The following is a 24,737-nucleotide window of genomic DNA, read 5'->3' on the forward strand; positions in this document are numbered from 1 at the left end:
GGTTCTGGAAGGGATGTTCGTGACTACCACGCAGGTCGAGATTGTTGCCGGGATCGCGCAGATCGTGGAGGAGGTGACCGGGATCGAGACGGCGGAGGTGACAGTCGAGAAGTCGTTCGTGGCGGACTTGGAGATCGATTCGCTGTCGCTGGTGGAGATCGCGGTGCAGTTGGAGGACAAGTACGGGGTGCAGATTCCGGACGAGGATATGGCGAGCTTGCGAACCGTCGGGGACGCGGTGGCCTATGTGCAGAAGATGGAGGCCGAGAAGCCGGAGTTGGCGGCGGAATTGGAGACCAAGTTCAAGGAAGGACACGGGAATTGATCGCCGATCCCGGATTGGATCCGGCGGCGGTCGAGATCGGGGGCTTCTTTCCACAGCCGCTGGAGGCCGTGTGGCGGGCCTTGACGGTGCCGGATCTGCTCGAGCGGTGGCTGATGCGGCCGAGCCGCATGATCGCGACGGCGGGGACGCGATTCATCTTCGTGCTCCCGTCCCATCCACACAACGAGATCGAGTGCGAGGTCATCGCGTTCGAGCCTCGGGAGCAGTTGACCTACACCTGGACCAATCCGCGCGCCGAATGCCCGAGCGCGGGGACGGTGGACTGGACGATGCGGGCGCAGGGCCACGGCACGCGGTTATTGTTGACGCACACCGGATTCGATATCGGGGATCGCAGGCAGAAGATGGTTCGCAATGCCATGGAGCGGGGGTGGCGGAATCGCTTTCCACGACTACACGAGGTGCTCGATCGGTAAGTCGGTAGGGATCGGCGAATTGGCGCGGCGCACCGGGCTTCCGGTGCGCACCATCCGGTTCTATTGCGATGAGGGCATGCTGGAGTGCTCGCGTAGTGCGGGCGGGCATCGTTTGTTCGAGGCCGACCGCGCCGTCGAGCGTTTGTTGCTGGTGCGCCGGCTGCGCACGCTCGGTCTGGGGCTCGATTCGATCGCGAGCGTGCTGCGCGGCGACAGGTCGATTGCCGAAGCCGTCGCCGTCGAAAGCGACCGGCTCGATATGGAATTCCGGGCGTTGAGTTGGCGGCGTGCGGCACTGCGCGCCGTCGAGGCTGCCGTCCCGGCGCAGCGGTCACGGCGTCTTGCCTTGCTCGCCGCCGCGCAGGACGGCGACGCGGCCCATGACTGCCTGGTCCGGTTCTGGCGGCAGATCCTCGCGCCGATACCGGGACGCGAAGTCGACGGGTGGCTGGAGTGGAACATTCCGGAGCCGCCCGCCGACCCCTCGGTCGAGCAGGTCGTCGCTTACGCCGAACTGGCCGAGCTGACTACCGACGCCGGCATGAACAACGCTGTGCGACACCAACTCTTCCGGCATCAACCCGAACGCATCCGCGACCTTCGAGGGCTCTATTCCCAGGTCGGTGACGTGATGGCCGAGGTGGTGCCGCTGGTGTCGGAAGGCGTCCGCCCGCGCGGCGGCGGCGAACTCGATCGGTACGTAGCGGCGCACGCCGGCGCGCGAGGCGAATACGACACCCCGGGCTTCCGTGAACGGTTGCTGACCGGCGCCACCGATTCCGACCACCGGATCCACCGCTACTGGGCGCTGACGAGCGAGTTCCTCGGATCCCGGCTCACCGTGGGGCAAGCCCACAACTGGGTGTACGACGCGCTGGCCCGCTCAGAGAACTGACAGGCAGGCGCGAGCCACCTCGACATCCTGGTCGGCGGTGCCGCCGGAGACGCCGACCGCGCCCACGACGGTGCCGTCCGGGGTCGCGAGAGGCAGGCCGCCGCCGAAGGTGATCAAGCCGTCATTGCTGACTTCGATGCCGTAGATGGGACCGTTGGGCCGGGACAGCTCGCCGAGAGCGGCGGTGGGCATACGGAACAGCAAGGCGGTCTTGGCTTTTCGGTGGGCCAGGTCGATGGAACCGAGCAGGGCGTTATCCATGCGGGTGAAGTGCAGCAGATGACCGGCCGCGTCGACGATGGCGATGTTCATCGGGACGCCGAGGGCGGTAGCGGTCTTGTGCCCGATGGCGGCGAGACGGTTGGCGGTATCGAGATCGATCGTTGTCATGGGATCGAGCTTGGGCCGGTGCGGGCGGGCGAACCAGGGCGGTGTCGTGGCGGGGGCAGGCGTGCCTGGGGATGACAGCCCCAGGCACGGGACCGCCTGCGGGTGCGAGACTGGGCGATGTGAGTGAGCTCGGCGATTTTCTGAAAGCCAAACGGGCCGCCTTGACGCCCGAGGCGGCCGGGCTGCCCACGGCCGGGAATCCGCGGCGGGTCAAGGGATTACGGCGCGAGGAAGTCGCGATGCTGGCGGCGGTGAGCGTGGACCATTACACGCGGCTGGAGCAGGGGCGGGTCGCGGCGGCGTCGGAGAATCTGCTGGCCGGGATCGCGCGGGCATTGCGGCTCAGCGACGAAGAGCACGAGTATGTGCGAATGCTGGTGGGGGTGCGGCCGCCGCGTCGGAAGTCCGCTGAGCCGCGGGTGAGCGGCGCGCTGCGGGATCTGCTGGACGTGCTGCCGACGCCGGCGCTGGTGCTGGGTCCGCGCACCGACATCATCGGCTGGAACGCGTCGGCGGCGGCGCTGTTCCTGGATTTCGCCGAAATACCGGTGCAGCAGCGGGCTTTGGTGCGGATGGTGTTCCTGGAACCGCGCATGCGAGGGCTGTTCCTGGATTGGGAGCAGGTGGCGGCCGAGGCGGTGGATCGATTGCGGATGGCGGCCGCGCGCACGCCCGGGGACGCGCGGCTCACACAATTGGTGGGGGAGTTGTCGGTGCACGATGCCGACTTCCGGCGGTGGTGGGCGGGTCACGGCGTGCGGGCGATGGCGGGTGGGCGTAAGCGGCTGCGCCATCCCGTGGTGGGGGAGTTGGAGTTGGATTGGCAAGTGCTTCAAGTCCTTTCCGCCGCCGACCAGACGCTGGTCACCTATACCGCTGCGGCCGGGTCGGCGAGCGCGGAGGCGCTGCGGATCCTCAATTCGTGGTCGGCGACCGCGGCGCCGGCGCGGGCCGGTTCGGTTGACGCAGATCACTGACGCGGATCCGGTGAAGCTCTACTACGACGTGTCGTGGTCGTCCTACTATCTGGAACAGGAAGACTCGACGAGCAAGGGGGCCCGCGATGCGAGCGATGACTCGAACCTGGAACTACATCAAGGCTTTCGGGCGTGCCCGGAAGAATCAATCCGATCTGGTGGGGTGGCTGATCCGGCGGCCGCTGGTGTTGCTGGGGACGATGTTCTACGAGACGGTGCTGCTGCTCAGTAATCGACTGGATCCGCATTTGAAGGAGCTGGCCGAGCTCAAGGCGGCTGCCCTGGTGAATTGTCAGTTCTGTCTCGATATCGGTTCAACGCTGGCGCATTACAGTGGTTTGACCGAAGCACAGGTCACCGAGCTGCCCAAGTATCAGACCAGCGCGGCCTACTCCGAGCTCGAGAAGCTGGTGTTGTCCTTCGCCGAGGCGATGACGGTGACGCCGTCCGCGCTGGATCTCGAGGAGGTGCGGACCGAATTGCTGAAGCGGCTGTCCAAGTCGCAGGTCGCCGAATTGGCGGCTGCGGTCGCTTGGGAGAACCAGCGGGCGCGGCTGAACCAGGCGCTCGGCGTGCGACCCACCGGTATGGCGGAGGGTATGGTGTGCGCGCTGCCGGAACCTGGAAAAGCGCTGTGAACCAAGCCGATTCGCGGCGATGAATTCCCGGCGGTCGTACCGTCGGTAGTGGTGTCCGTGCCGTACGCCCGCTGGGAGAAACCATGACCTCGTCCACCCCCGTCACCTCCGGAACCTTGGCCGTGCCCGATGGCCGCCTCTACTACGAGGTCCGCGGTAGCGGGCCGCTGATCGCGCTCGTCGGAGCGCCCATGGAGGCCGCGCCGTTCGCGGCCGTCGCCGACGCGCTGGCGACCGATCACACCGTGCTGACCATGGATCCGCGCGGGCACGGGCGCAGCGAACTCGACGATCCGGCCCAGGATTCCACCCCCGAGTTGCGGGCCGACGACCTGGCGCGGCTCATCACCCACCTCGGTGTCGGACCGGCCGCGGTATTCGGTTCCAGTGGCGGCGCGGTGACGGGTCTCGCGCTCGTGCTGACCCATCCCGAGGTGGTGCACACCCTCATCGCGCATGAGCCGCCCGTGCGTGAATATCTCGAGGACCGGGCCGAAATGCGGGTGGTCACCGACGACATTCTCGCCACCTATGCGACCGGCGGTCCGGTCGCCGCCATGCGGAAGTTCTTCGCCTTCACCGGGATTTCCGTTCCCGATTCCATGATCGAGCAGATGTTCGGCGGCGAGCGCGATCCGCGTGTGGTCGAAGGTGAGCGTTTCTGGTTCGAGCACGAATTCAACGGCACCGTCGAATTCCATCCCGATTTCGATGCGCTGCGTGCGGCACCCGCCCGGATCATCATCGGGATCGGTGATGCTTCGGCCGGCCAGTACTGTGACCGGACCTCCCGGGCGCTGGCCGCCGGACTCGGCATCGAGCCGGAGTTGTTCCCCGGTGGGCACGGTGGGTTCACCGAGGATGCCGAGTCCTTCGCCAAGCGAGTGCGCGAGGTGCTGTAGTCGCGGTCAGTGCCAGTCGCTGATCTTGACGTCGTGGGGGTCCGGGGCGCCCTTCCCGGTCTCCACCAGCGCCTTCATGCTCTGTAGGAATACGCCCCATTTGGTGGTGCAGTGGTACATGAACTCCACCGGTTCACGCCAGCCCTCATGTTTGAACAACACGATGGTGTATTCGCCGGTGCGGGAGAGGTTCCAATCTATGAAGGTGCCGATCCATTCCTCCGGGCCGTCCACCACTTCCCAACGGACCCGCTGATCAGGGTCGAGTTCGACCACCTTCATATCGAATCCGCCGGGGCCGAAACGGAATTCGATGATGCCGTCGATATCGCCGGGCTTGCCCCGGGTGTCGGTCGTCCACCACCCGGCCAGGCCGTCGACGGTGGTCAGCGCCGCGTACACGTCGGCGGCCGGGGCTACGATGCCCACTCTGTGCAGGATGTCTACCATTCGATCTCTCACTTTCCGGCGTTCTGATCCTTTTGGCGCTGAATCGCTTCCGCGATCCGCTTGATGCGCCGCAACCTGGCATCCCAGGCCTCACCTACCGCGGACAATTGCGCCACCGCGCGAGCCAGTTGCGCTTCGTCCACCCGATATCGGCGTTCACGTCCGGTGGCCGTGGCATGCACCAGGCCGACGCGGTCGAGTACCGCGAGATGTTTCGCGATGGCCTGCCGGGTCACCGGCAGCTGCTCGCTGAGACTGGTGGCCGTGCCATCGCCGGCCGCCAGGAGCAGGTCGAGCATCCGCCGACGGGTCGGATCTCCGACCGCGGACCACAGGTCGTCGTCGACGGTGGCGTTCACTTGGCCGACACCAGCCGCGTGAGGTACTCCGCGAGCCGGGGTAGGAAGATGCCCCAGCCGTTGTCGTGGTCGCGGTAGACCTCCTCCAATTTGGCCGCCTCCCAGCCCATCTCACGGAACCCGGTCTCGGTCATCTTGATCAGGGTGCCGGTGCCCGAGGGGGTGAGCTCGAAGGTGACCAGTAGTGAGTCCGCGACCTCGTCGGCGACGTTGTCGGGATAGCACCAGCGGAAGGCGAACAGCCGCGGCGGGTCGGCGGTCACCACCCGCATGACCGCAACGTCTACCCGGTCTCCCCAGACCAGTTCCCCTACGGACCCCACGGTCGGCTTGAAGTCGGCTTCGTCGCTCCACCATTCGGAGACGTGCTCGGGGCTGCTGACCACCTCGTACACCACTTCGGGTGAGGCGTCGACATGAATCTCACGTTCGATACTTCCGAACTCCATCGGATTCCTCCATATGCAACGTTTGGTTGCATATAAAGCTAGCCCGCAGTCACGCCATGCGCAACCCTTGGTTGCGCATTCGTTCGAACATCCTCACGGGTGCCCCGCCCGTGTTGCCGGCGCCCGCACTGCCAGCACCTGCCCCGTCCGGTTCTCCGATGTCATCCCCTCGGCCCCGAGCCATTGCGCCGCAACCACATACAGCGTCGGCTCCGCCACCCCGCCCAGCATGCACGCGAACGCGCTGCGATCCAACGGCACCTCCGCCAGCACCTCCCCACCCTCCCGCACCCGCACGCACCGCTCCATCGCCGCACACCACACCGCCCCCTCCGCATCCAGGCAGATCCCATCCGGATACCCGTCCACCTCAGCCCACACCCGCCGATTCACCAATTCCCCATCCGCCCGAATATCGAAGGCGCTCAACCTTTTCGCGTGCGACTCCGACACGATCAACGTGCCGCCATCCGGCGTCACCACCATCCCGTTCGGAAATGCCATCCCATCGGCAACCTCGCGCACCGCCCCCTCCGGCGTCACCAACGCGATCACCCCCAGCCCCGGCTCTGCCCCGCCCATCATGTCGTACCCGATCCCGTTCACATACGCGTTCCCCCGCCCATCCACCACGATCTCGTTCCACGCATGCTCATCGATCCCACCCAATTCCGCATGCGTAACCCAAGCCCCACCCTCCGCCCGCCGCAAAACTCTCCGCCCGTCCCCATTCGACACCATCAGCATCCGCCCATCCGGCAACCAGTCGAAACAAAACGGCAACCCCTTCGCCCCGAACTCCACCACCCTCCGCCCCACCTCATCAACACTGAACACTTCCCCCGCCACCCAATCCGACAACCACAACTTCCCCCCGTGCCACCGCGGCGACTCACCCAATGCCAGCCCCTCGACCAGCACCTTCGGCTCCAGCAAAACCCCGGACATAAGCCACCTCCGACTCGATCGATGCGCGATACAACAGAGACGCCGTACTCGTCACGATTTCATCGGTCCGTCAGAATCAGCCATAACCGGCCGGTTGGCCGCGGCACGAATCGGGTAACGAATCCATTACCTGTCAAATCGCAGTGGGGGAGACATGACCGAACCAGCTCATCGAATTACGGAAACCGAGAGCGCCGCACCAACCTTCGTATTCGTGCACGGCCTGGCCAGCAACAGCTTCTTCTGGACGCCCGTGGTTCGCGAACTCGCCCTGCTCGGCCACCGCAGCCTGCCGGTGGACCTGCCCGGTCACGGCCTCGAAACCTCGATCCCCGTGTCCTATCAAGCACCTCAAGACCTGCCCGCCTATACCACCGGCTCCTCGCCGATGTCCGCGATTACCTTGCAGGACAACGTCTCCCACGTCATCGACGCCGTACGCCAGGTCCGGCGACACGGCCCGGTCATCCTGGTCGGCCACAGCCTCGGCGGCATCACCCTCGGCTTGGTCGGCAATGCCATCCCCGAGGCCATCGATCGAATCGTCTACGTATCCGCCTTCTGCCCCTCCACCCCCGAAGCCCCGAATGCGATGGCCCTGAGCCAAACCCCGGAAGCGCTGAAAGACGTCCCCGCCCCGAACCCGAATCACTCCCTGTTCCTCGGCCTGGACGCCCCGCCACCAGGCATCATCCGATTCAACTTGCGTTCGGCCGACCTCGAGGCCCTCGAGGACTTCCGCCTCGTCAACATGCCCGACGCCACCCTGGATCAGACCCTGACCGTCCTCAATTACTTCATGCAACACGAGGACTCGGCCCAACCCAGCTTCACCGACGCCCGCGTGGACGCCCAAACCTGGGGCCGAATCCCACGCACCTACATTCGCCTGACCCGCGACAACGTCATCTCCCCGGCCCTGGCCACCAAAATGATCGAAGACGCCGACCGCCTCACCCCCGACAACCCCTTCGACGTCCACGACCTGCGCGCCGGCCACACAGACGTCACGTTCCACGCCCGCGAACTAGCGGCCATCCTCGACCAACTCACCTGAACGCTCACGACTCGGATCAGCCGGTGGGCCGCGGATTACTGAGCACCCGGATCGCGTCCGACAAAGGAATCATCCGATCCGGCTGCTCGGTGGCGGTCGGCAGGTGCGGATGGGTCTTGATACGTTGACGTGGTGCGAGGTGTCAAGAGGGGGAGCCGGCGGCTCCGAACGGGCTGGTTGGTTGCTGCGGTCGCTGCGGGAATCGTTGTGGTGCAACCGGATGCGGGGGCTTCGCCGTTTGCGCCGGATTGTTCGGCCGGGTGGGAAGTGAGCACCGTGATGAGCGGGCGCGGGGAGCTGGAGAATCTGGATTCGGATGGGCGGGGCGGGTTTTACGTCACCACCATTCTTGCGGGCGAGCTGCTGCATGTGGGCGCGGACGGGGGTGTCGAGACTGTCGCGCAGGGGTTCGATCATCCGGCGGGAGTGCGGTTCGATGGGCGGTACGTGTACTTCGTTACCGGGGACGATTTTTCGGCGGCTCCGGGGCAGTTGTATCGGTATGACACGGAATCGGGTGAGCTGGTTTCGCTGCTCAGCGGGTTGAGCATGGCCAATGGCCTGTTGTTGCTGCCCGATGGGGACCTGCTGATCGCGACCAGTTCGTTCACCGGTGCCTCGCAGGGGATTTCGCGCTACCGTCCCGCGACGGGTGAGTACATCAAGGGATGGGCGCCGCTGACTGCCGCGAACGGGCTGGCGCTGTCGGAAGACGGTAAGGCGGTTTACGCGAGCTCGCTGACCATGCGAATTCAGCGGGTGCCGCTGGATAATCCGCAGGCCGCGACCTTCGTGACCGGTGTGCCGAAGGTGCTGGCTTTGCCCGACGATATGGAGGCGACGCGATCGGGGCTGCTGTTCTTCGGCGATCACGGGGTCGGTGCGATCTACCGGACCGATACCGCCACCGGCGAAACCTGTTCGATCATCGACGGTTTGATCAAACCGTCCGCGACGCGGGTGCCACCGGACGGCGTCAGTTCGGTTCGCATCGCGCGCGACGGCGACGGCTGGGCGCTCTACGCCACCGCGATGGACGGCAATCTGCGTCGCCTGCGCCCGCCGCCGGGCATCGACCTCACCCCGGTCACCAATCGTCCAGGTAACTGAGCCGCCACACATCGGACCGTAATCGATACGGCGGGAATAACTCTCGTGGGTTTGTTCGACGGCTTCAGTCCAGCGGCGGGATGAGCCATCGGGCATAGGTGTTCTCTGGGGAGACGGTGATCAGATCGGCCACCTTGATGACGTCGGCGGGCACCTCACCGTCGAAATGTTCGAGGCTGGGGGTGATTACGGCTTCGGCATCCAGCCGGGTGAGGACGGTGCGGACGCGAGCGAGGAGCCGATCGGTGTCAGGGCCGAGGACGAGCGTCTTGCAGAGGTCGTAACCTAGTCGGCCGGCGAGGTGACGAATTTGCGCCTCGTCCCATTGTTGTCGAGCGCCCGACACGTCGTGTCGGAGGAAACCTATGGCGGCTGGTTGCGGCCGCATGACTCCTCCTCGAGGGAAGCCGTGATGGTGCTGGTTTCAACGCTAAGCGACGCGGGCGGGGTGGGGAAGGATAGTGCGGAGGGCTACCGAAACAGGAAGGGCCGGGCGGATGCCCGGCCCTTCCTGATGGGGTCGATCAGTGGATGAGAGTGGCCGCCTGCTCGGCGAGGTCGAGCAGGGGTTGCGGGAAGATGCCGAGGACCAGGGTGGCCGCGGCGGTGAGGGCGATGACCGTGGTGGTGAGGGTGGGGAAGACGACGGTCGGGCCGGGGGTGGGGGCGTCGGTGAAGAACATGAGGACGATCACGCGGACGTAGAAGAAGGCCGCGATGGCGCTGGTGACTACGCCGACGATGACCAGTGGAGTGGCTCCGCCGGAGGAGGCCGCTTGGAAGACAGCGAATTTGGCGATGAAGCCGCTGGTCAGGGGGATGCCGGCGAAGGAGAGGAGGAACAGGGACAAGATGGTGGCGAGCCAGGGGGAGCGGCGGCCCATGCCGGCCCAGGCGGTGAGAGAGGTTGCCTCGTCGCCGTTTTCGTCGCGGACCAGGCTGACGATGGCGAAGGCGCCCAGGGTGCCGACGCCGTAGGTGGCGAGGTAGAACAGGACCGAGGAGATGCCGGCGGTGTTGGCCGCGACCAGTGCGGTGAGGATGAAACCCGCGTGGGCGACGGCGGAGTAGGCGAGCATGCGCTTCATGTCGGTCTGGGTGATGGCCAGGATCGCACCGGCCACCATGGTGGCGATGGCGATGGCGGCCAGGATCGGACGCCAGTCATCACGCAGGCCCGGCACCGCGACATACAGCACGCGGAGCATGGCGCCGACGGCCGCGATCTTGGTGGCGGCGGCCATGAAGGCGGTCACGGCGGTGGGCGCGCCCTGGTAGACGTCGGGCACCCAGCTCTGGAACGGCACCGCGCCGATCTTGAAGAGCAGCCCGACCGCCAGCATGGCGACGCCGAGAACCGCCAGGGTGTGCGAGTTTCCGCTGTCCCGGGTGACCGCGTCGGCGATACCCGCCAGCCGCACCGTCCCCGCGTACCCGTACAGCAACGCCATCCCGTAGAGGAAGAACGCGGACGAGAACGCCCCCAGCAGGAAGTATTTCAGCGCCGCCTCCTGGGAGAGCAGCCTGCGCCGCCGCGCCAATCCGCACAGCAGATACAGCGGCAGCGACAGCACTTCCAGCGCGATGAACATGGTCAGCAGATCATTGGAGGCCGGGAAGAGCATGAGCCCGGCGACCGCGAACATGGTGAGCGGGAAGACCTCGGTGGTGGCGATTCCGGCTCGGGTGGCGGCGATTTCGTCGGAACTGCCGGGAGTGGCCGCGGCCTGCGGGGTGAAGGCATCCACGCCGCGCGAGGCCGTCAGGCTCCAGGTGCCGGGTCCTTCCCGCCGGATCGGCATCCGGTCGGCCCGGCGCTCGGCCATGAACAGCAGTCCGAGCATCGACACCACCAGAATGGTCCCCTGCAAGAACAAGGTCACGCCGTCGATGGCGACCGCTCCGACCACCGCGCTCTCCTGGGTGCCGCGCAATCCGATGACCGCGCCGAGCGCCACACCGAGACCGCCCAGTCCGAGAACCAACTGAATGAAGTAACGAGACACCCTGGGCGCGAACGCCTCCACCAGCACCCCGGCCACCGCGACGCCGAACACGATCAGCATCGGCGACAGGTCCCGGTATTCGATGGACGGCGCCGGCACCGCCGCCGCGAGCGGCATATCCGCTCCGGCGGCGAACAGCGAAGAGCCTGCACTCATTTGTGTGCACCTCCGGTTTCGGTCTGAGCGGCTTCGGGCTGCACCGCCGGTTTCGGATCGTGCTGCCCGATGGTGCTGAGCGTGTTGGCCACGGCCGGATCGATGCGGTCCAGTACCGGCTTCGGGTAGAACCCGAGCACCAGCAGCGCCACCAGCAGCGGTACCACCACGACCATTTCGCGCGGCAGCAGATCGTAGAGCCGCTCATTGCCCTTCTTGACCGGGCCCGTCATCATGCGCTGGTACATCCACAGGATGTAGAGCGCGGCCAGCACCAGCGCCGTGGACGCCAGGATCGCCGCCACCGGGTAGCGCGTGAAGGTGCCGATCAGAACCAGGAATTCACTGATGAACGGCGCCAGCCCCGGCAGCGACAGCGTGGCCAGACCGGCGATGAAGAAGCTGCCCGCCAGCACCGGCGCCACCTTCTGCACCCCGCCGTACTCGGCGATGAGCCGGGTTCCGCGCCGCGACACCAGGAATCCGGCGATCAGGAACAGCGCAGCCGTCGAGATCCCGTGATTGACCATGTACAGCGTCGCACCGGACCCGCCCTGGGTGGTGAGCGCGAAGATGCCCAGAATGATGAACCCGAAGTGCGAGATCGAGGTGTAGGCGATCAACCGCATCACATCGGTCTGCCCGATGGCCAGCAGCGCCCCGTAGATGATCCCGATCACCGCCAGCACGCTGATGAACGGCGCGTAAGTCGAAGTGGCGGAGGGGAACAGCAGCAGGCAGTAGCGCAGCATGCCGAAGGTCCCGACCTTGTCGACGATGGCCATCATCAGCACCGCGCTGGCCGGCGTCGCGGCCACGGCGGCATCCGGCAGCCAGGTGTGCAACGGCCACAGCGGCGCCTTCACCGCGAACGCGAACATGAAGCCGAGGAACAGCGCGTTCAGCACCGCCGGCCCGGCCCCGAGCTGCCCGGAGTTGGCGGCCTCCATGACGGCGCGGAAATCGAAGGTGCCCTTGCCGTCCACGCCCAGCTTCTCGCGCGCGGTCAGCACGTACAGCCCGATGACGGCCGCCAGCATGATGAGCCCGCCGAACAGGTTGTACAGCAGGAACTTCACCGCCGCCCGCGACCGCTGCGCCCGCACCGCCCGATCGCTGGTGCGCGGCCCGAACCCGCCGATGAGGAAGTACATCGGGATGAGCATGACCTCGAAGAACACGTAGAACAACAGGATGTCCAAGGCGGTGAAGGAGATCAGCACCATGGACTCGACCACCAGCGTCAAGGCCATGTAGTAGTGCGTCACCCGGTGCCCGGTGCCCACCGAACGCTCGTCCTGCCAGCCGGCCAGGATGAGCAGCGGCACCAGTCCGGCGGTCAGCAGCACCAGAACCAGTGCGATGCCATCGATTCCGAGCGTGTAGCCCGCGCCGAACGCCGGAATCCATTGATGCGATTCGACGAACTGGTAGTGCTCGCCGCCAGGCTCGAAATCGATAGCCAGCCAGATCCCCACCCCGAGCGTGCCCAGCGACACGATCAGCGCGAAGGCGCGGGCGGCGGTCCGCCACGCGGCGGGGAACAACAGCACCAGCACCGCCCCCACCATGGGCGCCGCCCACAGCGTTGTCAGCCAAGGAAAGTCGTTCAAAACAACCTCACCGCCAGCAGGGCGGCAGCCACCAGGGCCGCGCCGGTGAACATGGACAGGGCGTAGGACCGCACGAAACCGGTTTGCACCCGCCGGACCCGCGCCGACAATCCGCCGATGACCGCGGCCGTCGTATTGACCAGCCCGTCGATGCCGCGATTGTCGACGAACACCAGCGAACGGGTCAGGTACTGCCCGGTGCGCATGAACGCCGCCTCGTTGACCGCATCGCCGTAGAGATCCCGGCGCGCGGCTTCGATGAGACCCGATGCGGCCGGGGCGGTTTCGGGAATCGCCTGTCCGGCGTACTGGTCGTAGGCCACCCACACGCCCGCCGCGACGACCGCGAGCGCGAAGAAGGTGATGGCCCAGACCGGAATGACCGGCTCCCCGTGATGCGCTCCGACGACCGGCTCCAGCCAGTTCGCCAGCGAGGATCCCCAGGCGAAGATCGCGCCGGAGGCGACGGATCCGATGGCCAGCAGGATCATCGGACCGGTCATGGACACCGGGGCCTCGTGCGGATGCGTGCCTTCGCGCCAGCGCTTCTCACCGAAGAAGGTGAGCAGCATGACGCGGGTCATGTAGAAGGCGGTGATACCCGCACCCGCCAGCGCCGCGATACCGGTGACGATGCCGCCCCAGCCGCCGTGCGCGAACGCCGCTTCGATGATCCGGTCCTTGGACCAGAATCCGGCGAACGGCGGAACACCCAGGATCGCAAGGTATCCGAGCCCGAAGGTGACGTAGGTGATGGGCAGCAGTTTGCGCAGTCCGCCGTAGCGTCGCATATCGGTTTCGTCGTTCATGGCGTGCATGACCGAGCCCGCGCCGAGGAACAGCCCGGCCTTGAAGAACCCGTGCGTGAGCAGGTGCATGATGGCCGCGGCGTAACCGACCGGGCCGAGCCCCGCCGCGAGCACCATGTAGCCGATCTGGCTCATGGTCGATGCCGCGAGGGCCTTCTTGATGTCGTCCTTGGCGCAACCGATCACCGCACCGAAGATCAAAGTGACCGCGCCGACGGCCATGACGCCCGCCCGCGCGCCCGGCGCCAGATCGAAGATCGGATTGGATCGCGCGATCAGGTATACGCCCGCGGTGACCATGGTGGCCGCGTGGATGAGCGCCGACACCGGGGTCGGGCCCTCCATCGCGTCCCCGAGCCAGGATTGCAGCGGTACCTGCGCGGACTTACCGCAGGCCCCGAGCAACAGCAGCAGCCCGATCGCGGTGAGCGTGCCCTCGCTCGCCTGGGACGCCGCTCCGAACACCGTCTGGAAGTCGATGCTCCCGAACGTCGCGAACATGACCATCAAACCGATGGCCAGCCCCATGTCACCGACCCGGTTCACCACGAACGCCTTCTTGGCGGCCGTTGCGGCCGAGGGCTTCTCGTACCAGAACCCGATCAGCAGATAGGACGCCAGGCCGACGCCTTCCCAGCCCAGGTACAGCACCAGGTAGTTGTCGGCCAGCACCAGCACCAGCATGGCCGCGAGGAACAGGTTGAGGTAGGCGAAGAATCGCCGCCGCCCCGGATCGTGCGACATATAACCGATCGAATAGATGTGGATCAGCGATCCGACACCGGTGATCAAGAGCGCGAAGCACATCGACAGCTGATCGAGCTGGAAAGCGAAGTCCACCTTCAACCCGCTGACCGGCACCCAGTCGAACAGGCTGTAGTGCACGGCGCGTTTCGCATCCGAGCGCCCCAGCATTTCGGTGAACGCCCACACCGCGACCCCGAAGGACGCGAGCGCCAGCAGGGACGCGACCCAGTGACCCCACTTGTCGGTGTATTTGCCGACCAGCAAAAGGAATACGGCTCCGCCCAACGGCAGAGCGGGCAGCAGCCACAGCATCATCTGCGCGGTATCCATGTCAGTACCGCAGCAGATTCGCGTCGTCGACCGAGGTCGAGCGGCGGGCCCGGAAGATGGTCATGATGATGGCCAGGCCGACCACGACCTCGGCCGCCGCGACCACCATGGTGAAGAACGCGAACACCTGACCGTCGAGATTGGCGTGCAGCCGGGCGAAGGTGACGAACGCGAGGTTCACCGCATTGAGCATCAACTCGATGCACATGAACACGACGATGGCATTGCGCCGCACCAGCACTCCGGCCGCGCCGATGGTGAAGAGCAGAGCCGAGAGATACAGGTAATTATCGGGATTCACCGCAAACCTTCCTCGGGGGAGTCGTTGCCGCCGTCGCTCACAGTGCCGTTCTCGCGCACATTGCGCGCCGCCGCTTCGGTGTGCGCGCGTTCGCGCCGATGCCGCAGGATGGTGCTGACCGACAGTTCCTCGAAGGAGCCGTCCGGCAGCCGCGCCGGCGCATCGACGGCATTGTGGCGGGCGTATACGCCGGGCGTCGGCAGCGGCGTGACCCGCTTGCCTTCGCGGAAGCGCTGTTTGGACATTTCCCGCTGATCCTGACGCGGTCCGAAGCGTTCGCGGTGCGCGAGCACCATGGCCCCGATGGTGGCGGTGATGAGCAGTGCGCCGGTCAGCTCGAACGCCCACACGTAGCGCACGAAGATGAGTTCGGCGAGCGCGCCGACGGTGTCGTTGCCGCCGAGGCCGGGCCCGGTGAGCGCCACGCTCTTGTCGGACATGCCGCGGGCGACGGCCGCGATGATCAGCAGCCCGAAGCCGATGCCCACCACCAGCACCGCGATCCGCTGCCCGCGAATCGATTCCTTCAGCGACTCCGCCGAATCCACGCCGACGAGCATCAGCACGAACAGGAACAGCATCATGACCGCGCCGGTGTAGACGACGATCTGCACCACGCCCAGGAACAGCGCGTCCTGGGCGATGTAGAACACCGAGAGCGTGATCATGGTGGCGGCCAGGCAGAGTGCGGAGTGCACCGCCTTGGGCGCGCACACCATGCCCAGCGCACCCACCACCGCGATCACCGCGAGCACCCAGAACAGCACGGCCTCTCCGGTGGAGGTGCGGGTGATCAGCTCCGGATCGGCAGCCAGCAGGTCGATCATTTCGCCGCCCCTTCCGCGTCGGCCAGTTCGCCAGGCGCGCCGGGTACTTCACCCCGGTAGTAGGAGCCCTCGTCGGCACCGGGGTACATGGCGTGCGGCGGGGCCAGCATGCCGTTGCGCAGCGGTGCGAGCAGGTCGTCCTTCTCGAAGATGAGGTCGGCGCGATTGTCGTCGGCCAGCTCGTATTCGTTGGTCATGGTCAGCGCCCGGGTCGGGCAGGCCTCGATGCACAGGCCGCAGCCGATGCAGCGCAGATAGTTGATCTGGTAGACGCGGCCGTAACGCTCACCGGGCGAGAAACGTTCGTCCTCGGTGTTGTCCGCGCCCTCGACGTAGATGGCGTCCGCCGGGCAGGCCCAGGCGCACAGTTCGCAGCCGATGCACTTCTCCAGGCCGTCCGGATGCCGGTTGAGCTGGTGCCGCCCGTGATAGCGCGGCGCGGTCGGCGTCTTGACCTCCGGGTACAGCTCGGTGTTCGGCTTCTTGAACATGGTGCCGCCGGTGACCAGGAAGCCGCCGAGCGGTTCCAGCAGACCGGGTTTGGGCTTCTCGGCGGGCGGTTCCTTCGGCATGGGCGGCACCGGGAACGCCGAGTAGGCGGTGGTGGCGTCCTCGTCCGGTGCGGCCTTGGTGCGATCGTCGCCGGCGTGCCCGGCCTTGAGCACCAGCCCGATCAGCAAGCCCGCCACCAGAATTCCGCCGATGATCATGCCCGGCGTCTGAACCTCGATGCCCTCGTTCTGCAAGGCGCGCAACGTGGCCACGTACATGACCCAGGCCAGCGACACCGGGATCAGCAGCTTCCAGCCCACGTTCATGAACTGGTCGTAGCGCAGGCGCGGCAGCGTGCCGCGCAGCCAGATGAACACGAACAGGAACGTCCACACCTTGGCGGTGAACCACAGCATGGGCCACCAGCCGGAGTTCGCGCCCGCCCACAGGCTGAGCGGGAACGGCGCGTGCCAGCCGCCGAAGAACAGCGTGGTCGCCAGCGCGGAAACCGTTGCCATGTTGATGTATTCGGCCATCATGAACATGGCGAACTTGAGCGAGGAGTACTCGGTGTGGAAGCCGCCGACCAGCTCGCCCTCGGCCTCGGGCAGGTCGAAGGGCGCGCGGTTGGTCTCGCCGACCATGGAAACCGCGTAGATCAGGAACGACGGCAGCAGCAGGAAGACGTACCAGGTGCCGTACTGCGCCTCCACGATGCCGGAGGTCGCCATGGTGCCCGAGAGCAGGAACACCGCGGCGAAGCACAGCGCCATGGCGATCTCATAGGAAATGACCTGCGCGGTGGAGCGCAACCCGCCCAGCAGCGGGTAGGTGGACCCGGAGGCCCAGCCCGCCAGCACGATTCCGTACACGCCCACCGAGGCCATGGCCAGGATGTAGAGCACGCCGACCGGCATATCGGTCAGCTGCAACGGCGTGCGATGCCCGAACATACTGACTTCGGGTCCGAACGGGATGACCGCGAACGCCATCACGGCCGGGATCAGCGAAATGATCGGCGCCAGAATGAAGATCGGCTTGTCCACGATGGCCGGGATGATGTCCTCTTTGAGGAGCATCTTCACGCCGTCGGCGATGGATTGCAGGGTGCCGCGCGGGCCGACCCGGTTGGGGCCGACGCGCATCTGCATGAACGCCACGATCTTTCGCTCCGCGTACACCGCCAGCATCGGGGTGAGCAGCAGGAAGACGAAGATGCCGATCGATTTCACCAGCACCAGCCACCACGGATCGTGGCCGAACATGCCCAGCGGGTTCGCGTCGGGCCCGGCGGCGGCAGCGTGCGTCACCACGTAGGGCCCAGCGAACCCGCCGATCGAATAGAGCTCACTCACGGTGGTCCTCCCGTCGGATACGCACGATGCGGCCGGGTGTGGTGCCGAGCTGCACCAGCACGTCCGAGCCGGGGGAATTCATGGGCAGCCACACCACGCGGTCGGGCATCTCGGTGATGACCAGCGGCAGCGTGATGCGCCCGTGGTCGTTGCCGACCGTCACCGGATCGCCGGTGGTGGCCCCGATCTCGGCGGCGGTGTGCGCGGAGAGCCGGACCACGGGGGTGCGGGCGGTGCCGGCGAGGTTGGGTTCGCCGTCCTGCAACTTGCCGCGGTCGATGAGCATGCGCCAGCCGGACAGGATCGCCGCGCCCGCGGGCGGTTGCGGGAGGGGCTGCGGCCGCAGAGAGGGTGTGGCGGCGGCGGGGCCGTCCCACGCACCCAGGTCGGCCAGTTCCGCGCGCGCGTGGGCGGCATCGGGCAGGCCCAGGCGCACCCCCATTTCCTGGGCGATGGCATCCAGCACGCGGTACTCGGCCAGCGGCGCGGGCTCGCGCCGGACCGTGGAATCGCGCAGCGCGGCATCGAATTGGCGGTGGCGGCCCTCCCAGGTCAGGAAGGTGCCGGTCTTCTCCATGGCCGAGGCGACGGGGAAGACCACGTCCGCGCGGTCGGTGATATCGCTGCGCCGCAGTTCGAGCGAGACCACGAAGCTGGCCGCGTCGATGGCCTGCAAGGCCGCGTGCGGGTCGGGCATATCGCCGACCTCCACGCCACCGATGAGCAGTGCGCCCAAAGTGGGTGCGGCGGCCAGGATGGCGCTGGTGTCCTTGCCCGCGGTCGCGGGCAGCTCGCCCATGCCCCACGCTTCCCGAAGCTGAAGCCGCGCAACGGGATCCGAGAGGGGACGACCGCCCGGCAACAGTACCGGCAGGGCTCCGGCTTCCAGCGCTCCGCGTTCTCCGGCGCGCCGGGGAATCCAGGCCAGGCCCGCGCCGGTCTCGTCGGCCAGCCGGGCGGCGGCCGAGAGCCCGCCGGGAATCCCGCCGAGCCGTTCACCCACGAGGATCAGCGCGCCCGGTTCCCGCAGCAGCGCCCCGATTTCGTGCAGCCGGCCGTACTCCGCCGCGATGCCCTCGGTCGACCCGGTCCGAATCGCCTCCAGCAGATGCGGTTCCACACCCGGCGCGGTGGCGACCAAGGTCCCGGACATGCGCTGCAAACCACGCGTCACGTACGGAGCCATGGAGAAGATGGCCGCGCCGTTCTTGCGGGCCGACTTGCGCAGCCGCAGATATACGATGGGCGATTCTTCCTCCGCCTCGAATCCGACCAGCAGCACCATCGGCGCGCGTTCCAGCGCCGCGTAATCCACCGTGATGCCCTGGCCCGCGACCCGCGCCGCCAGGAAGTCGGCTTCCTCGGCGGAGTGCGCGCGCGAACGGAAGTCGATGTCGTTGGTGCCCAGGGCGACTCGCGCGAACTTGGAGTACGCGTAGGCGTCCTCCAGGGTCACCCGCCCGCCCACCAGCACACCGGCATTGCCGTGAGCCGAGGCCAGCCCTCGCGCGGCGGCGGTCAGCGCCTCCGACCACGAGGCAGGCTGCAACGAACCGTCCCAGCTGCGCACCAGCGGTGTGGTGAGCCGATCGGGTTCGGTGGCGTACTGGAACGCGAATCGTCCCTTGTCGCAGTTCCATTCCTCGTTGACCTGCGGGTCGTCCCCGGCGAGCCGGCGCATGACCTTGCCGCGCCGATGATCGGTGCGCTGGGCACAGCCGGAGGCGCAGTGCTCGCACACCGCCGGGCTGGACACCAGATCGAAGGGCCGGGCCCGGAACCGGTAGGTGCTGCCGGTGAGCGCGCCCACGGGGCAGATCTGCACGGTATTGCCGGAGAAGTAGGAGTCCAGGGGCTCCCCGGCCGCGATGCCGACCTGTTGCAGCGCACCGCGATCCATCAATTCGATGAACGGGTCGCCCGCGACCTGCTGCGAGAACCGGGTGCAGCGCGCACACAGCACGCAGCGTTCACGATCCAGCAGGATCGCCGAGGAGAGCGGAATCGGCTTGGGGTAGGTGCGCTTCTCGCCGTCGAACCGAGATTCGGCGCGACCGCTGGACATGGCCTGGTTCTGCAACGGGCACTCGCCGCCCTTGTCGCAGACCGGGCAATCGAGGGGGTGGTTGATGAGCAGCAGCTCCATCACACCCTCCTGCGCCTTCTCCGCGGCGGGCGAGGTGAGCTGGGTGTGCACCACCATGCCGTCGGCGACGGTCATGGTGCAGGAGGCCACCGGCTTGCGCTGCCCCTCCACCTCGACCAGGCACTGCCGGCACGCGCCGACCGGGTCCAGCAGCGGGTGGTCGCAGAACCGCGGAATCTGGATGCCGATGAGTTCGGCGGCCCGGATCAGCAGCGTGCCGGGCGGGACGGAGACCACGGTCCCGTCGATGGTTACGCTCACCATCTCGGCGGGTGCGAGATCGCCGCCGGTGCTGGAGCTGACTGTGGATGTCATCGCACTCCTTCAGCCCAGACGGTGGACCGGGCCGGGTCGAACGGGCAGTGGCCGAGTCGGATGTGCTCGGCGTACTCGTCGCGGAAGTACTTCAGGGAGGAGAAGATCGGGCTGGCCGCGCCGTCACCGAGGGCGCAGAACGATTTGCCGTTGATGTTGTCGGCGATGTCCAGGAGCTTGTCCAGGTCGGTCTCGTGGCCGGTGCCGTTCTCCAGGCGTTGCAGCAACTGCACCAGCCAGTAGGTGCCTTCGCGGCACGGGGTGCATTTACCGCAGGATTCGTGGGCGTAGAACTCGGTCCAGCGCAGGACGGCCCGCACCACGCAGGTGGTTTCGTCGAAGAGCTGAAGCGCCTTGGTGCCCAGCATGGATCCGGCCGCGGCCACGCCCTCGTAGTCGAGTGGGACGTCGAGGTGCTCGGCGGTGAACAGTGGAGTGGAGGAGCCGCCCGGCGTCCAGAATTTCAGCGTGTGCCCTTTTCGGATGCCGCCCGCGTGAGCGAGCAACTCGCGCAGGGTGATTCCGAGGGGTGCTTCGTACTGGCCCGGTCGCGTCACGTGACCCGAGAGCGAGTAGATCGTGGTGCCCGGCGACTTCTCGCTGCCGAAGCCCCGGAACCACTCCACGCCATTGGCGATGATGGAGGGTACGGAGGCAATGGATTCCACATTGTTCACCACGGTCGGGCAGGCATAGAGCCCGGCGACGGCGGGGAACGGCGGACGCAGCCGGGGCTGACCGCGGCGGCCTTCCAGGGAATCCAGCAGTGCGGTCTCCTCGCCGCAGATATACGCGCCGGCTCCGGCGTGTACGACCACTTCCAGGTCGTAGCCGGAGCCGAGGATATTGCGGCCGAGATAGCCGGCGTCGTACGCCTCGCGGACCGCGGTTTGCAGCCGGCGCAACACCGGGACGACCTCGCCGCGCAGGTAGATGAACGCATGCGAGGCACGGATCGCGTACGCCGCGATGATCACACCTTCGACCAGGGTGTGCGGGGAGGCCAGCATGAACGGAATGTCCTTGCAGGTCCCCGGTTCCGACTCGTCGGCATTGACCACCAGGTAGTGCGGTTTGGTGACGCCGTCCGGGCCCGGCCCCTGCGGGATGAATCCCCACTTCATTCCGGTCGGGAAGCCCGCGCCGCCGCGACCGCGCAGCCCGGAGTCCTTGACGGTCGCGATGACCTCGTCCGGTTGCATGCGCAGCGCCTTCGGCAGGGCGCGGTAGCCGTCCTGGCGGCGGTAGTTCTCCAGCGTCCACGATTCCGGATCCGCCCAGTGGCGGGTGAGTACCGGCGTCAGGGTCACTTCGCGCCTCCGTCGGTCGAATCATCTTGCACCGCATGCAAACCCGCGAGCGTTGCCGCGCCGGGATCACCGTTGTTGGCATCGGGCCGGTCGTCGGGGTATCCGGCGAGAATCCGCGCGGTCTCGCGGAAGGTGCACAGCGGTGCGCCGCTGCGGGTTCCGGTCACCTGCTCGCCGCGGCGCAGCGAATCCACCAGCGCACGAGCCTTGTCCGGGGTCTGGTCGTCGAAGAACTCCCAGTTGACCATCACCACCGGCGCGTAGTCGCAGGCCGCATTGCATTCGATGTGTTCGAGGGTGACCGCGCCGTCGGCGGTGGTCTCCCCGTGCTTGATGCCCAAGTGCTGCTTCAGTTCCGCGAAGATCTGGTCACCGCCCATGACCGCGCACAGCGTGTTGGTGCAGACGCCGACGTGGAAGTCACCGGTCGGCGTGCGCCGGTACATGGAGTAGAAGGTGGCGACCGCGGTCACCTCGGCATCGGTCAATCCCAGCTGCTCGGCACAGAATTCGATGCCGGTGCCGGAGACGTAGCCCTCCACCGATTGCACCAGATGCAAGAGCGGCAGCAGCGCCGACCGCGAATGCGGGTACCGGTCGATGATCTCCTTGGCCTCCAGCTGGAGGCGGTCGTGCACCTCCTGCGGATACGGGATCGGGCGCACGGTCAGGTTGAGCAGGATCTCGGTCATCGGTCCACACCACCCATCACCGGGTCGATGGAGGCGACCGCGGCGATGACGTCGGCGACCATGCCGCCCTCGCACATCGCCGCCACCGCTTGCAGATTCGTGAAGGAGGGGTCACGGTAGTGCACGCGATACGGGCGGGTGCCGCCGTCACTGACGATATGCACGCCCAGCTCGCCACGCGGGGATTCCACGGCCGTGTACACCTGGCCGGGCGGCACTCGCATTCCCTCGGTCACCAGCTTGAAATGGTGGATGAGCGACTCCATCGACTTGCCCATGATGTTGGAGATGTGCTTGGGGGAGTTGCCCAGACCGTCGGGACCCAGCTCCAGATCCGCCGGCCACGCGATCTTCTTGTCCTCCACCATGACCGGGCCCGGGCGCAGCTTGTCCAGGCACTGCTCGACGATCTTGAGCGATTCCTTCATCTCGTTCACGCGAATCAGGTAGCGCCCGTAGCAGTCACAGCCGGTGTCGACCTGCACCTCGAACTCGTAGTTCTCGTAACCGCAGTACGGCTGAGCTTTACGCAGATCGTGGGGCAGGCCCGTGGAGCGCAGCACCGGGCCGGTGATGCCCAGCGCCATGCAGCCGGTCAGGTCCAGGTACCCGACATTGCGGGTGCGGGCCTTCCAGATCGGGTTCTCGTTGAGCAGCAGCTCCATGTCCCGCAGGCGCTTCGGCATGAGCTCGAGCAGCTCGCGCACCTTCTGCACGCCGTCCTCCGGCAGATCCTGCGAGACGCCGCCGGGCCGGATGTAGGCGTGGTTCATGCGCAGGCCGGTGATGTTCTCGAACACGTCCAGGATCAGTTCGCGTTCACGGAACCCGAACAGCATGGGCGTCAGCGCGCCCAGCTCCATACCGCCGGTGGCCAGCGCCACCAGGTGCGAGGAGATGCGGTTGAGCTCCATGAGCATGACGCGAATGACGTTGGCGCGCTCGGGAATATCGTCGGTGATATCGAGGAGCTTCTCCACGCCCAGGCAGTACGCCGTCTCGTTGAAGAACGGCGACAGATAGTCCATGCGGGTGACGAAGGTGACGCCCTGCACCCAGCTGCGGTACTCGAGATTCTTCTCGATGCCGGTGTGCAGATAGCCGATGCCGCAGCGGGCCTCGGTGACGGTTTCGCCCTCGATCTCCAGAATCAGGCGCAGCACCCCGTGCGTGGAGGGGTGCTGGGGGCCCATATTCACGACGATGCGTTCCTCGGCGGCCCCGTCCAGGGCGGCGGCGATCTCGTCCCAGTCGTTGCCGACGGCGGTGAATTCCCGTTCGGGAGTGGGAGAGACGGGTGTATCCGGCGTACCGCTCTCGGTGCGCCGGGTGTCGATGTCGTTCATTACTTGTACGCCCTCCGCTCGTCGGGCGGCGGGATGCGCGCGCCCTTGTACTCGACCGGGATCCCGCCGAGCGGGTAGTCCTTGCGCTGGGGGTGTCCGCGCCAGTCGTCGGGCATCGCGATCCGGGTCAGCGAGGGGTGCCCGTCGAACAGGATGCCGAAGAAGTCGTAGGTTTCCCGCTCGTGCCAGTCCGTCGTGGGGTAGACGGAGTAGAGCGAGGGGATGTGCGGATCCGCGTCGGGCACCGAGACTTCCAGGCGCACCCGGCGGTTGTGGGTGATGGAATTGAGCGGGTAGATGGCGTGCAACTCCCGGCCCTTCTCATCCGGGTAGTGCGCGCCGCTCACGCCCAGGCACAACTCGAAGCGCAGCGGCTCCTTGTCGCGCAGGGTCTGTGCCACCAGCGGCAGGTGTTCGCGGACCACGTGCAGGGTCAGCTCGCCGCGGAAGACCACGATCTTCTCGATGGCCTCGGCGAAGACGCTGCCCAGCGCGACCCGCAGATTGGCCACCAGGTCGTCGAAGTAGCCGCCGTAGGGCGGTTCACTGCCGCCGGGCAGGCTCACCGTGCGCACCAGGCGGCCGTAGCCGGAGGTGTCGCCGGTGCCGGTCACGCCGAACATGCCGTGCCGGACGCCGATCACCTCCGCCGCCTGCGGTTCGGACGCGGAATCCGGTGTGCCCGGGGCGGTTTCCTCGGGTGGTTCGATCGGCTGGTTCGATTCGCCGTGCGCTTTCACGGCTTCCTCCGGGGGGCTCTCCGTGCCTGTGGCTGAATCGAATGTCATCGCAACAGCCCCTTCAACTGGATGGTCGGGGTGCTGGCCAGCGCGGCGCGTTCGGCCTCGCGAACGGCCTCTTCGCGATTGACGCCGAGCGGGGATTCCTGAATCTTCTCGTGCAGCTTCAGGATCGCGTTCAACAGCATCTCCGGGCGCGGCGGGCAGCCGGGCAGGTAGATGTCGACCGGCACGACGTGGTCGACGCCCTGCACGATCGCGTAGTTGTTGAACATGCCGCCGCTGGATGCGCAAACACCCATGGCCAGTACCCATTTGGGTTCGGTCATCTGGTCGTACACCTGGCGCAGGACGGGGGCCATCTTCTGGCTGACCCGGCCCGCGACGATCATGAGATCGGCCTGGCGGGGGGAGGCACGGAACGCCTCCATGCCGAAGCGGGCGATATCGAATCGCCCGCCGCCGGTGGCCATCATCTCGATCGCGCAGCACGCCAAACCGAATGTGGCGGGCCACAGCGAACTTTTACGCAGGTAGCCGGCCATTCCTTCCACTGTGCTCAGCAGGAATCCGCTGGGCAGTTTCTCCTCGAGACCCATGTCGAACTACTTCTCC

26 protein-coding genes are annotated in these 24,737 nt (G+C 66.8%); 8 read left to right on the forward strand and 18 right to left on the reverse strand.

The features are described from left to right. Positions 1-19 precede the first annotated feature (19 nt). Genes acpM through NI1_RS16715 form a run of 3 tightly spaced genes read left to right on the forward strand, consistent with a single transcriptional unit; the run spans position 20 to position 1,657 of the window. Positions 20-325 (forward strand): meromycolate extension acyl carrier protein AcpM, encoded by a 306-nt coding sequence (gene acpM, locus NI1_RS16705; RefSeq protein ID WP_157535160.1) that lies wholly within the window; start codon positions 20-22, stop codon positions 323-325. Continuing rightward, positions 322-762 carry an SRPBCC family protein gene (locus NI1_RS16710; RefSeq protein WP_067821095.1) on the forward strand — a complete coding sequence of 147 codons (441 nt, stop codon included), beginning with the start codon at positions 322-324 and terminating at the stop codon, positions 760-762. The genes acpM and NI1_RS16710 overlap by 4 nt, the downstream gene beginning before the upstream one ends. 19 nt (positions 763-781) lie before the next feature. Beyond that, positions 782-1,657, forward strand: coding sequence for a MerR family transcriptional regulator (locus tag NI1_RS16715; protein ID WP_218026763.1), 876 nt, complete (start codon positions 782-784; stop codon positions 1,655-1,657). On the opposite strand, the gene NI1_RS16720 is transcribed toward NI1_RS16715, so the two are convergent. Further along, positions 1,646-2,047, reverse strand: a complete 402-nt coding sequence (locus NI1_RS16720; protein ID WP_067821098.1) for a GlcG/HbpS family heme-binding protein — start codon at positions 2,045-2,047, stop codon at positions 1,646-1,648. The genes NI1_RS16715 and NI1_RS16720 overlap by 12 nt on opposite strands. A 119-nt stretch (positions 2,048-2,166) precedes the next feature. Between NI1_RS16720 and NI1_RS16725 the strand changes: the two genes are divergently transcribed. The 3 genes from NI1_RS16725 (at position 2,167) to NI1_RS16735 (ending at position 4,564) form a co-directional block, all read left to right on the forward strand. Then, positions 2,167-3,024, forward strand: a complete 858-nt coding sequence (locus NI1_RS16725; protein ID WP_245663256.1) for a helix-turn-helix domain-containing protein — start codon at positions 2,167-2,169, stop codon at positions 3,022-3,024. Positions 3,025-3,110: 86 nt separating this feature from the next. Then, complete coding sequence (locus NI1_RS16730) at positions 3,111-3,662, forward strand: carboxymuconolactone decarboxylase family protein (protein WP_067821105.1); 552 nt, start codon at positions 3,111-3,113, stop codon at positions 3,660-3,662. An 83-nt stretch (positions 3,663-3,745) separates the two neighbouring features. Further along, on the forward strand, positions 3,746-4,564 hold the full coding sequence (locus NI1_RS16735) for an alpha/beta fold hydrolase (protein WP_067821107.1): 819 nt from the start codon (positions 3,746-3,748) through the stop codon (positions 4,562-4,564). Between the two features lie 6 nt (positions 4,565-4,570). Here the strand turns inward: NI1_RS16735 and NI1_RS16740 are convergent, their stop codons facing one another. From NI1_RS16740 to NI1_RS16755, 4 genes are all read right to left on the reverse strand, one after another. Then, on the reverse strand, positions 4,571-4,993 hold the full coding sequence (locus NI1_RS16740; RefSeq protein ID WP_245663257.1) for an SRPBCC family protein: 423 nt from the start codon (positions 4,991-4,993) through the stop codon (positions 4,571-4,573). A 29-nt stretch (positions 4,994-5,022) separates the two neighbouring features. Then, positions 5,023-5,373 carry an ArsR/SmtB family transcription factor gene (locus tag NI1_RS16745; protein ID WP_084523324.1) on the reverse strand — a complete coding sequence of 117 codons (351 nt, stop codon included), beginning with the start codon at positions 5,371-5,373 and terminating at the stop codon, positions 5,023-5,025. Further along, positions 5,370-5,822, reverse strand: coding sequence for an SRPBCC family protein (locus NI1_RS16750; protein WP_067821113.1), 453 nt, complete (start codon positions 5,820-5,822; stop codon positions 5,370-5,372). The genes NI1_RS16745 and NI1_RS16750 overlap by 4 nt, the downstream gene beginning before the upstream one ends. 93 nt (positions 5,823-5,915) lie before the next feature. Further along, a complete protein-coding gene (locus NI1_RS16755) occupies positions 5,916-6,770 on the reverse strand; it encodes an SMP-30/gluconolactonase/LRE family protein (protein WP_067821116.1) in 855 nt (284 codons plus the stop codon). Between the two features lie 154 nt (positions 6,771-6,924). Between NI1_RS16755 and NI1_RS16760 the strand changes: the two genes are divergently transcribed. Together NI1_RS16760 and NI1_RS16765 are read left to right on the forward strand one after the other, a co-directional pair. Continuing rightward, positions 6,925-7,827: an alpha/beta fold hydrolase gene (locus NI1_RS16760; protein WP_067821119.1), complete on the forward strand. Its 903-nt coding sequence runs from the start codon at positions 6,925-6,927 to the stop codon at positions 7,825-7,827. 267 nt (positions 7,828-8,094) lie between these two features. Beyond that, entirely contained in the window at positions 8,095-8,937 is an 843-nt protein-coding gene (locus tag NI1_RS16765) for an SMP-30/gluconolactonase/LRE family protein (protein ID WP_245663258.1), read from the forward strand. 64 nt (positions 8,938-9,001) lie between these two features. Here NI1_RS16765 and NI1_RS16770 read toward each other — a convergent pair whose 3' ends face one another. From NI1_RS16770 to NI1_RS16830, 13 genes are all read right to left on the reverse strand, one after another. Beyond that, on the reverse strand, positions 9,002-9,325 hold the full coding sequence (locus NI1_RS16770) for a hypothetical protein (RefSeq protein WP_067821122.1): 324 nt from the start codon (positions 9,323-9,325) through the stop codon (positions 9,002-9,004). Between the two features lie 136 nt (positions 9,326-9,461). Next, on the reverse strand, positions 9,462-11,099 hold the full coding sequence (nuoN, locus tag NI1_RS16775; RefSeq protein ID WP_245663259.1) for an NADH-quinone oxidoreductase subunit NuoN: 1,638 nt from the start codon (positions 11,097-11,099) through the stop codon (positions 9,462-9,464). After that, positions 11,096-12,712: an NADH-quinone oxidoreductase subunit M gene (locus NI1_RS16780; RefSeq protein ID WP_084523327.1), complete on the reverse strand. Its 1,617-nt coding sequence runs from the start codon at positions 12,710-12,712 to the stop codon at positions 11,096-11,098. The genes nuoN and NI1_RS16780 overlap by 4 nt, the downstream gene beginning before the upstream one ends. Next, positions 12,709-14,598: an NADH-quinone oxidoreductase subunit L gene (nuoL, locus tag NI1_RS16785; protein WP_067821132.1), complete on the reverse strand. Its 1,890-nt coding sequence runs from the start codon at positions 14,596-14,598 to the stop codon at positions 12,709-12,711. The genes NI1_RS16780 and nuoL overlap by 4 nt, the downstream gene beginning before the upstream one ends. Before the next feature lies 1 nt (position 14,599). Next, positions 14,600-14,899 (reverse strand): NADH-quinone oxidoreductase subunit NuoK, encoded by a 300-nt coding sequence (gene nuoK, locus NI1_RS16790; protein ID WP_067563639.1) that lies wholly within the window; start codon positions 14,897-14,899, stop codon positions 14,600-14,602. Further along, positions 14,896-15,726: an NADH-quinone oxidoreductase subunit J gene (locus NI1_RS16795; RefSeq protein WP_067821135.1), complete on the reverse strand. Its 831-nt coding sequence runs from the start codon at positions 15,724-15,726 to the stop codon at positions 14,896-14,898. The genes nuoK and NI1_RS16795 overlap by 4 nt, the downstream gene beginning before the upstream one ends. Next, entirely contained in the window at positions 15,723-17,483 is a 1,761-nt protein-coding gene (nuoH, locus tag NI1_RS16800; RefSeq protein ID WP_067822438.1) for an NADH-quinone oxidoreductase subunit NuoH, read from the reverse strand. Before nuoH ends, NI1_RS16795 begins: the two co-directional genes overlap by 4 nt. 82 nt (positions 17,484-17,565) lie before the next feature. Then, a complete protein-coding gene (locus NI1_RS16805; protein ID WP_084523329.1) occupies positions 17,566-20,034 on the reverse strand; it encodes an NADH-quinone oxidoreductase subunit G in 2,469 nt (822 codons plus the stop codon). Further along, positions 20,031-21,344, reverse strand: coding sequence for an NADH-quinone oxidoreductase subunit NuoF (nuoF, locus tag NI1_RS16810; protein ID WP_067821138.1), 1,314 nt, complete (start codon positions 21,342-21,344; stop codon positions 20,031-20,033). The genes NI1_RS16805 and nuoF overlap by 4 nt, the downstream gene beginning before the upstream one ends. After that, a complete protein-coding gene (nuoE, locus tag NI1_RS16815) occupies positions 21,341-22,036 on the reverse strand; it encodes an NADH-quinone oxidoreductase subunit NuoE (RefSeq protein ID WP_067821141.1) in 696 nt (231 codons plus the stop codon). Before nuoE ends, nuoF begins: the two co-directional genes overlap by 4 nt. Next, the gene (gene nuoD / locus NI1_RS16820; protein WP_067821144.1) at positions 22,033-23,382 is read right to left on the reverse strand and encodes an NADH dehydrogenase (quinone) subunit D; all 1,350 of its coding nucleotides are present in this window, start codon (positions 23,380-23,382) and stop codon (positions 22,033-22,035) included. Before nuoD ends, nuoE begins: the two co-directional genes overlap by 4 nt. After that, complete coding sequence (locus NI1_RS16825) at positions 23,382-24,170, reverse strand: NADH-quinone oxidoreductase subunit C (RefSeq protein ID WP_084523331.1); 789 nt, start codon at positions 24,168-24,170, stop codon at positions 23,382-23,384. The genes nuoD and NI1_RS16825 overlap by 1 nt, the downstream gene beginning before the upstream one ends. Then, positions 24,167-24,721, reverse strand: a complete 555-nt coding sequence (locus NI1_RS16830) for a NuoB/complex I 20 kDa subunit family protein (RefSeq protein ID WP_067821147.1) — start codon at positions 24,719-24,721, stop codon at positions 24,167-24,169. The genes NI1_RS16825 and NI1_RS16830 overlap by 4 nt, the downstream gene beginning before the upstream one ends. Positions 24,722-24,737: the final 16 nt, after the last annotated feature.

The organism is Nocardia inohanensis NBRC 100128 (assembly GCF_001612945.1).
Taxonomy (GTDB): Bacteria; Actinomycetota; Actinomycetes; order Mycobacteriales; family Mycobacteriaceae; genus Nocardia; species Nocardia inohanensis.

What these genes read in the sequence shown, in the direction of transcription:
- nuoE (WP_067821141.1), bottom strand. Translation starts at nt 22,036, where the DNA reads ATGACCGAGATCCTGCTCAACCTGACCGTGCGCCCGATCCCGTATCCG.
- nuoN (WP_245663259.1), bottom strand. Translation starts at nt 11,099, where the DNA reads ATGAGTGCAGGCTCTTCGCTGTTCGCCGCCGGAGCGGATATGCCGCTC.
- NI1_RS16770 (WP_067821122.1), bottom strand. Translation starts at nt 9,325, where the DNA reads ATGCGGCCGCAACCAGCCGCCATAGGTTTCCTCCGACACGACGTGTCG.
- NI1_RS16805 (WP_084523329.1), bottom strand. Translation starts at nt 20,034, where the DNA reads ATGACATCCACAGTCAGCTCCAGCACCGGCGGCGATCTCGCACCCGCC.
- NI1_RS16755 (WP_067821116.1), bottom strand. Translation starts at nt 6,770, where the DNA reads ATGTCCGGGGTTTTGCTGGAGCCGAAGGTGCTGGTCGAGGGGCTGGCA.
- NI1_RS16720 (WP_067821098.1), bottom strand. Translation starts at nt 2,047, where the DNA reads ATGACAACGATCGATCTCGATACCGCCAACCGTCTCGCCGCCATCGGG.
- NI1_RS16730 (WP_067821105.1), top strand. Translation starts at nt 3,111, where the DNA reads ATGCGAGCGATGACTCGAACCTGGAACTACATCAAGGCTTTCGGGCGT.
- NI1_RS16795 (WP_067821135.1), bottom strand. Translation starts at nt 15,726, where the DNA reads ATGATCGACCTGCTGGCTGCCGATCCGGAGCTGATCACCCGCACCTCC.
- NI1_RS16825 (WP_084523331.1), bottom strand. Translation starts at nt 24,170, where the DNA reads ATGACATTCGATTCAGCCACAGGCACGGAGAGCCCCCCGGAGGAAGCC.
- NI1_RS16735 (WP_067821107.1), top strand. Translation starts at nt 3,746, where the DNA reads ATGACCTCGTCCACCCCCGTCACCTCCGGAACCTTGGCCGTGCCCGAT.
- nuoH (WP_067822438.1), bottom strand. Translation starts at nt 17,483, where the DNA reads ATGTTCGGCCACGATCCGTGGTGGCTGGTGCTGGTGAAATCGATCGGC.
- nuoL (WP_067821132.1), bottom strand. Translation starts at nt 14,598, where the DNA reads ATGGATACCGCGCAGATGATGCTGTGGCTGCTGCCCGCTCTGCCGTTG.
- NI1_RS16830 (WP_067821147.1), bottom strand. Translation starts at nt 24,721, where the DNA reads ATGGGTCTCGAGGAGAAACTGCCCAGCGGATTCCTGCTGAGCACAGTG.
- NI1_RS16760 (WP_067821119.1), top strand. Translation starts at nt 6,925, where the DNA reads ATGACCGAACCAGCTCATCGAATTACGGAAACCGAGAGCGCCGCACCA.
- NI1_RS16750 (WP_067821113.1), bottom strand. Translation starts at nt 5,822, where the DNA reads ATGGAGTTCGGAAGTATCGAACGTGAGATTCATGTCGACGCCTCACCC.
- nuoD (WP_067821144.1), bottom strand. Translation starts at nt 23,382, where the DNA reads ATGAACGACATCGACACCCGGCGCACCGAGAGCGGTACGCCGGATACA.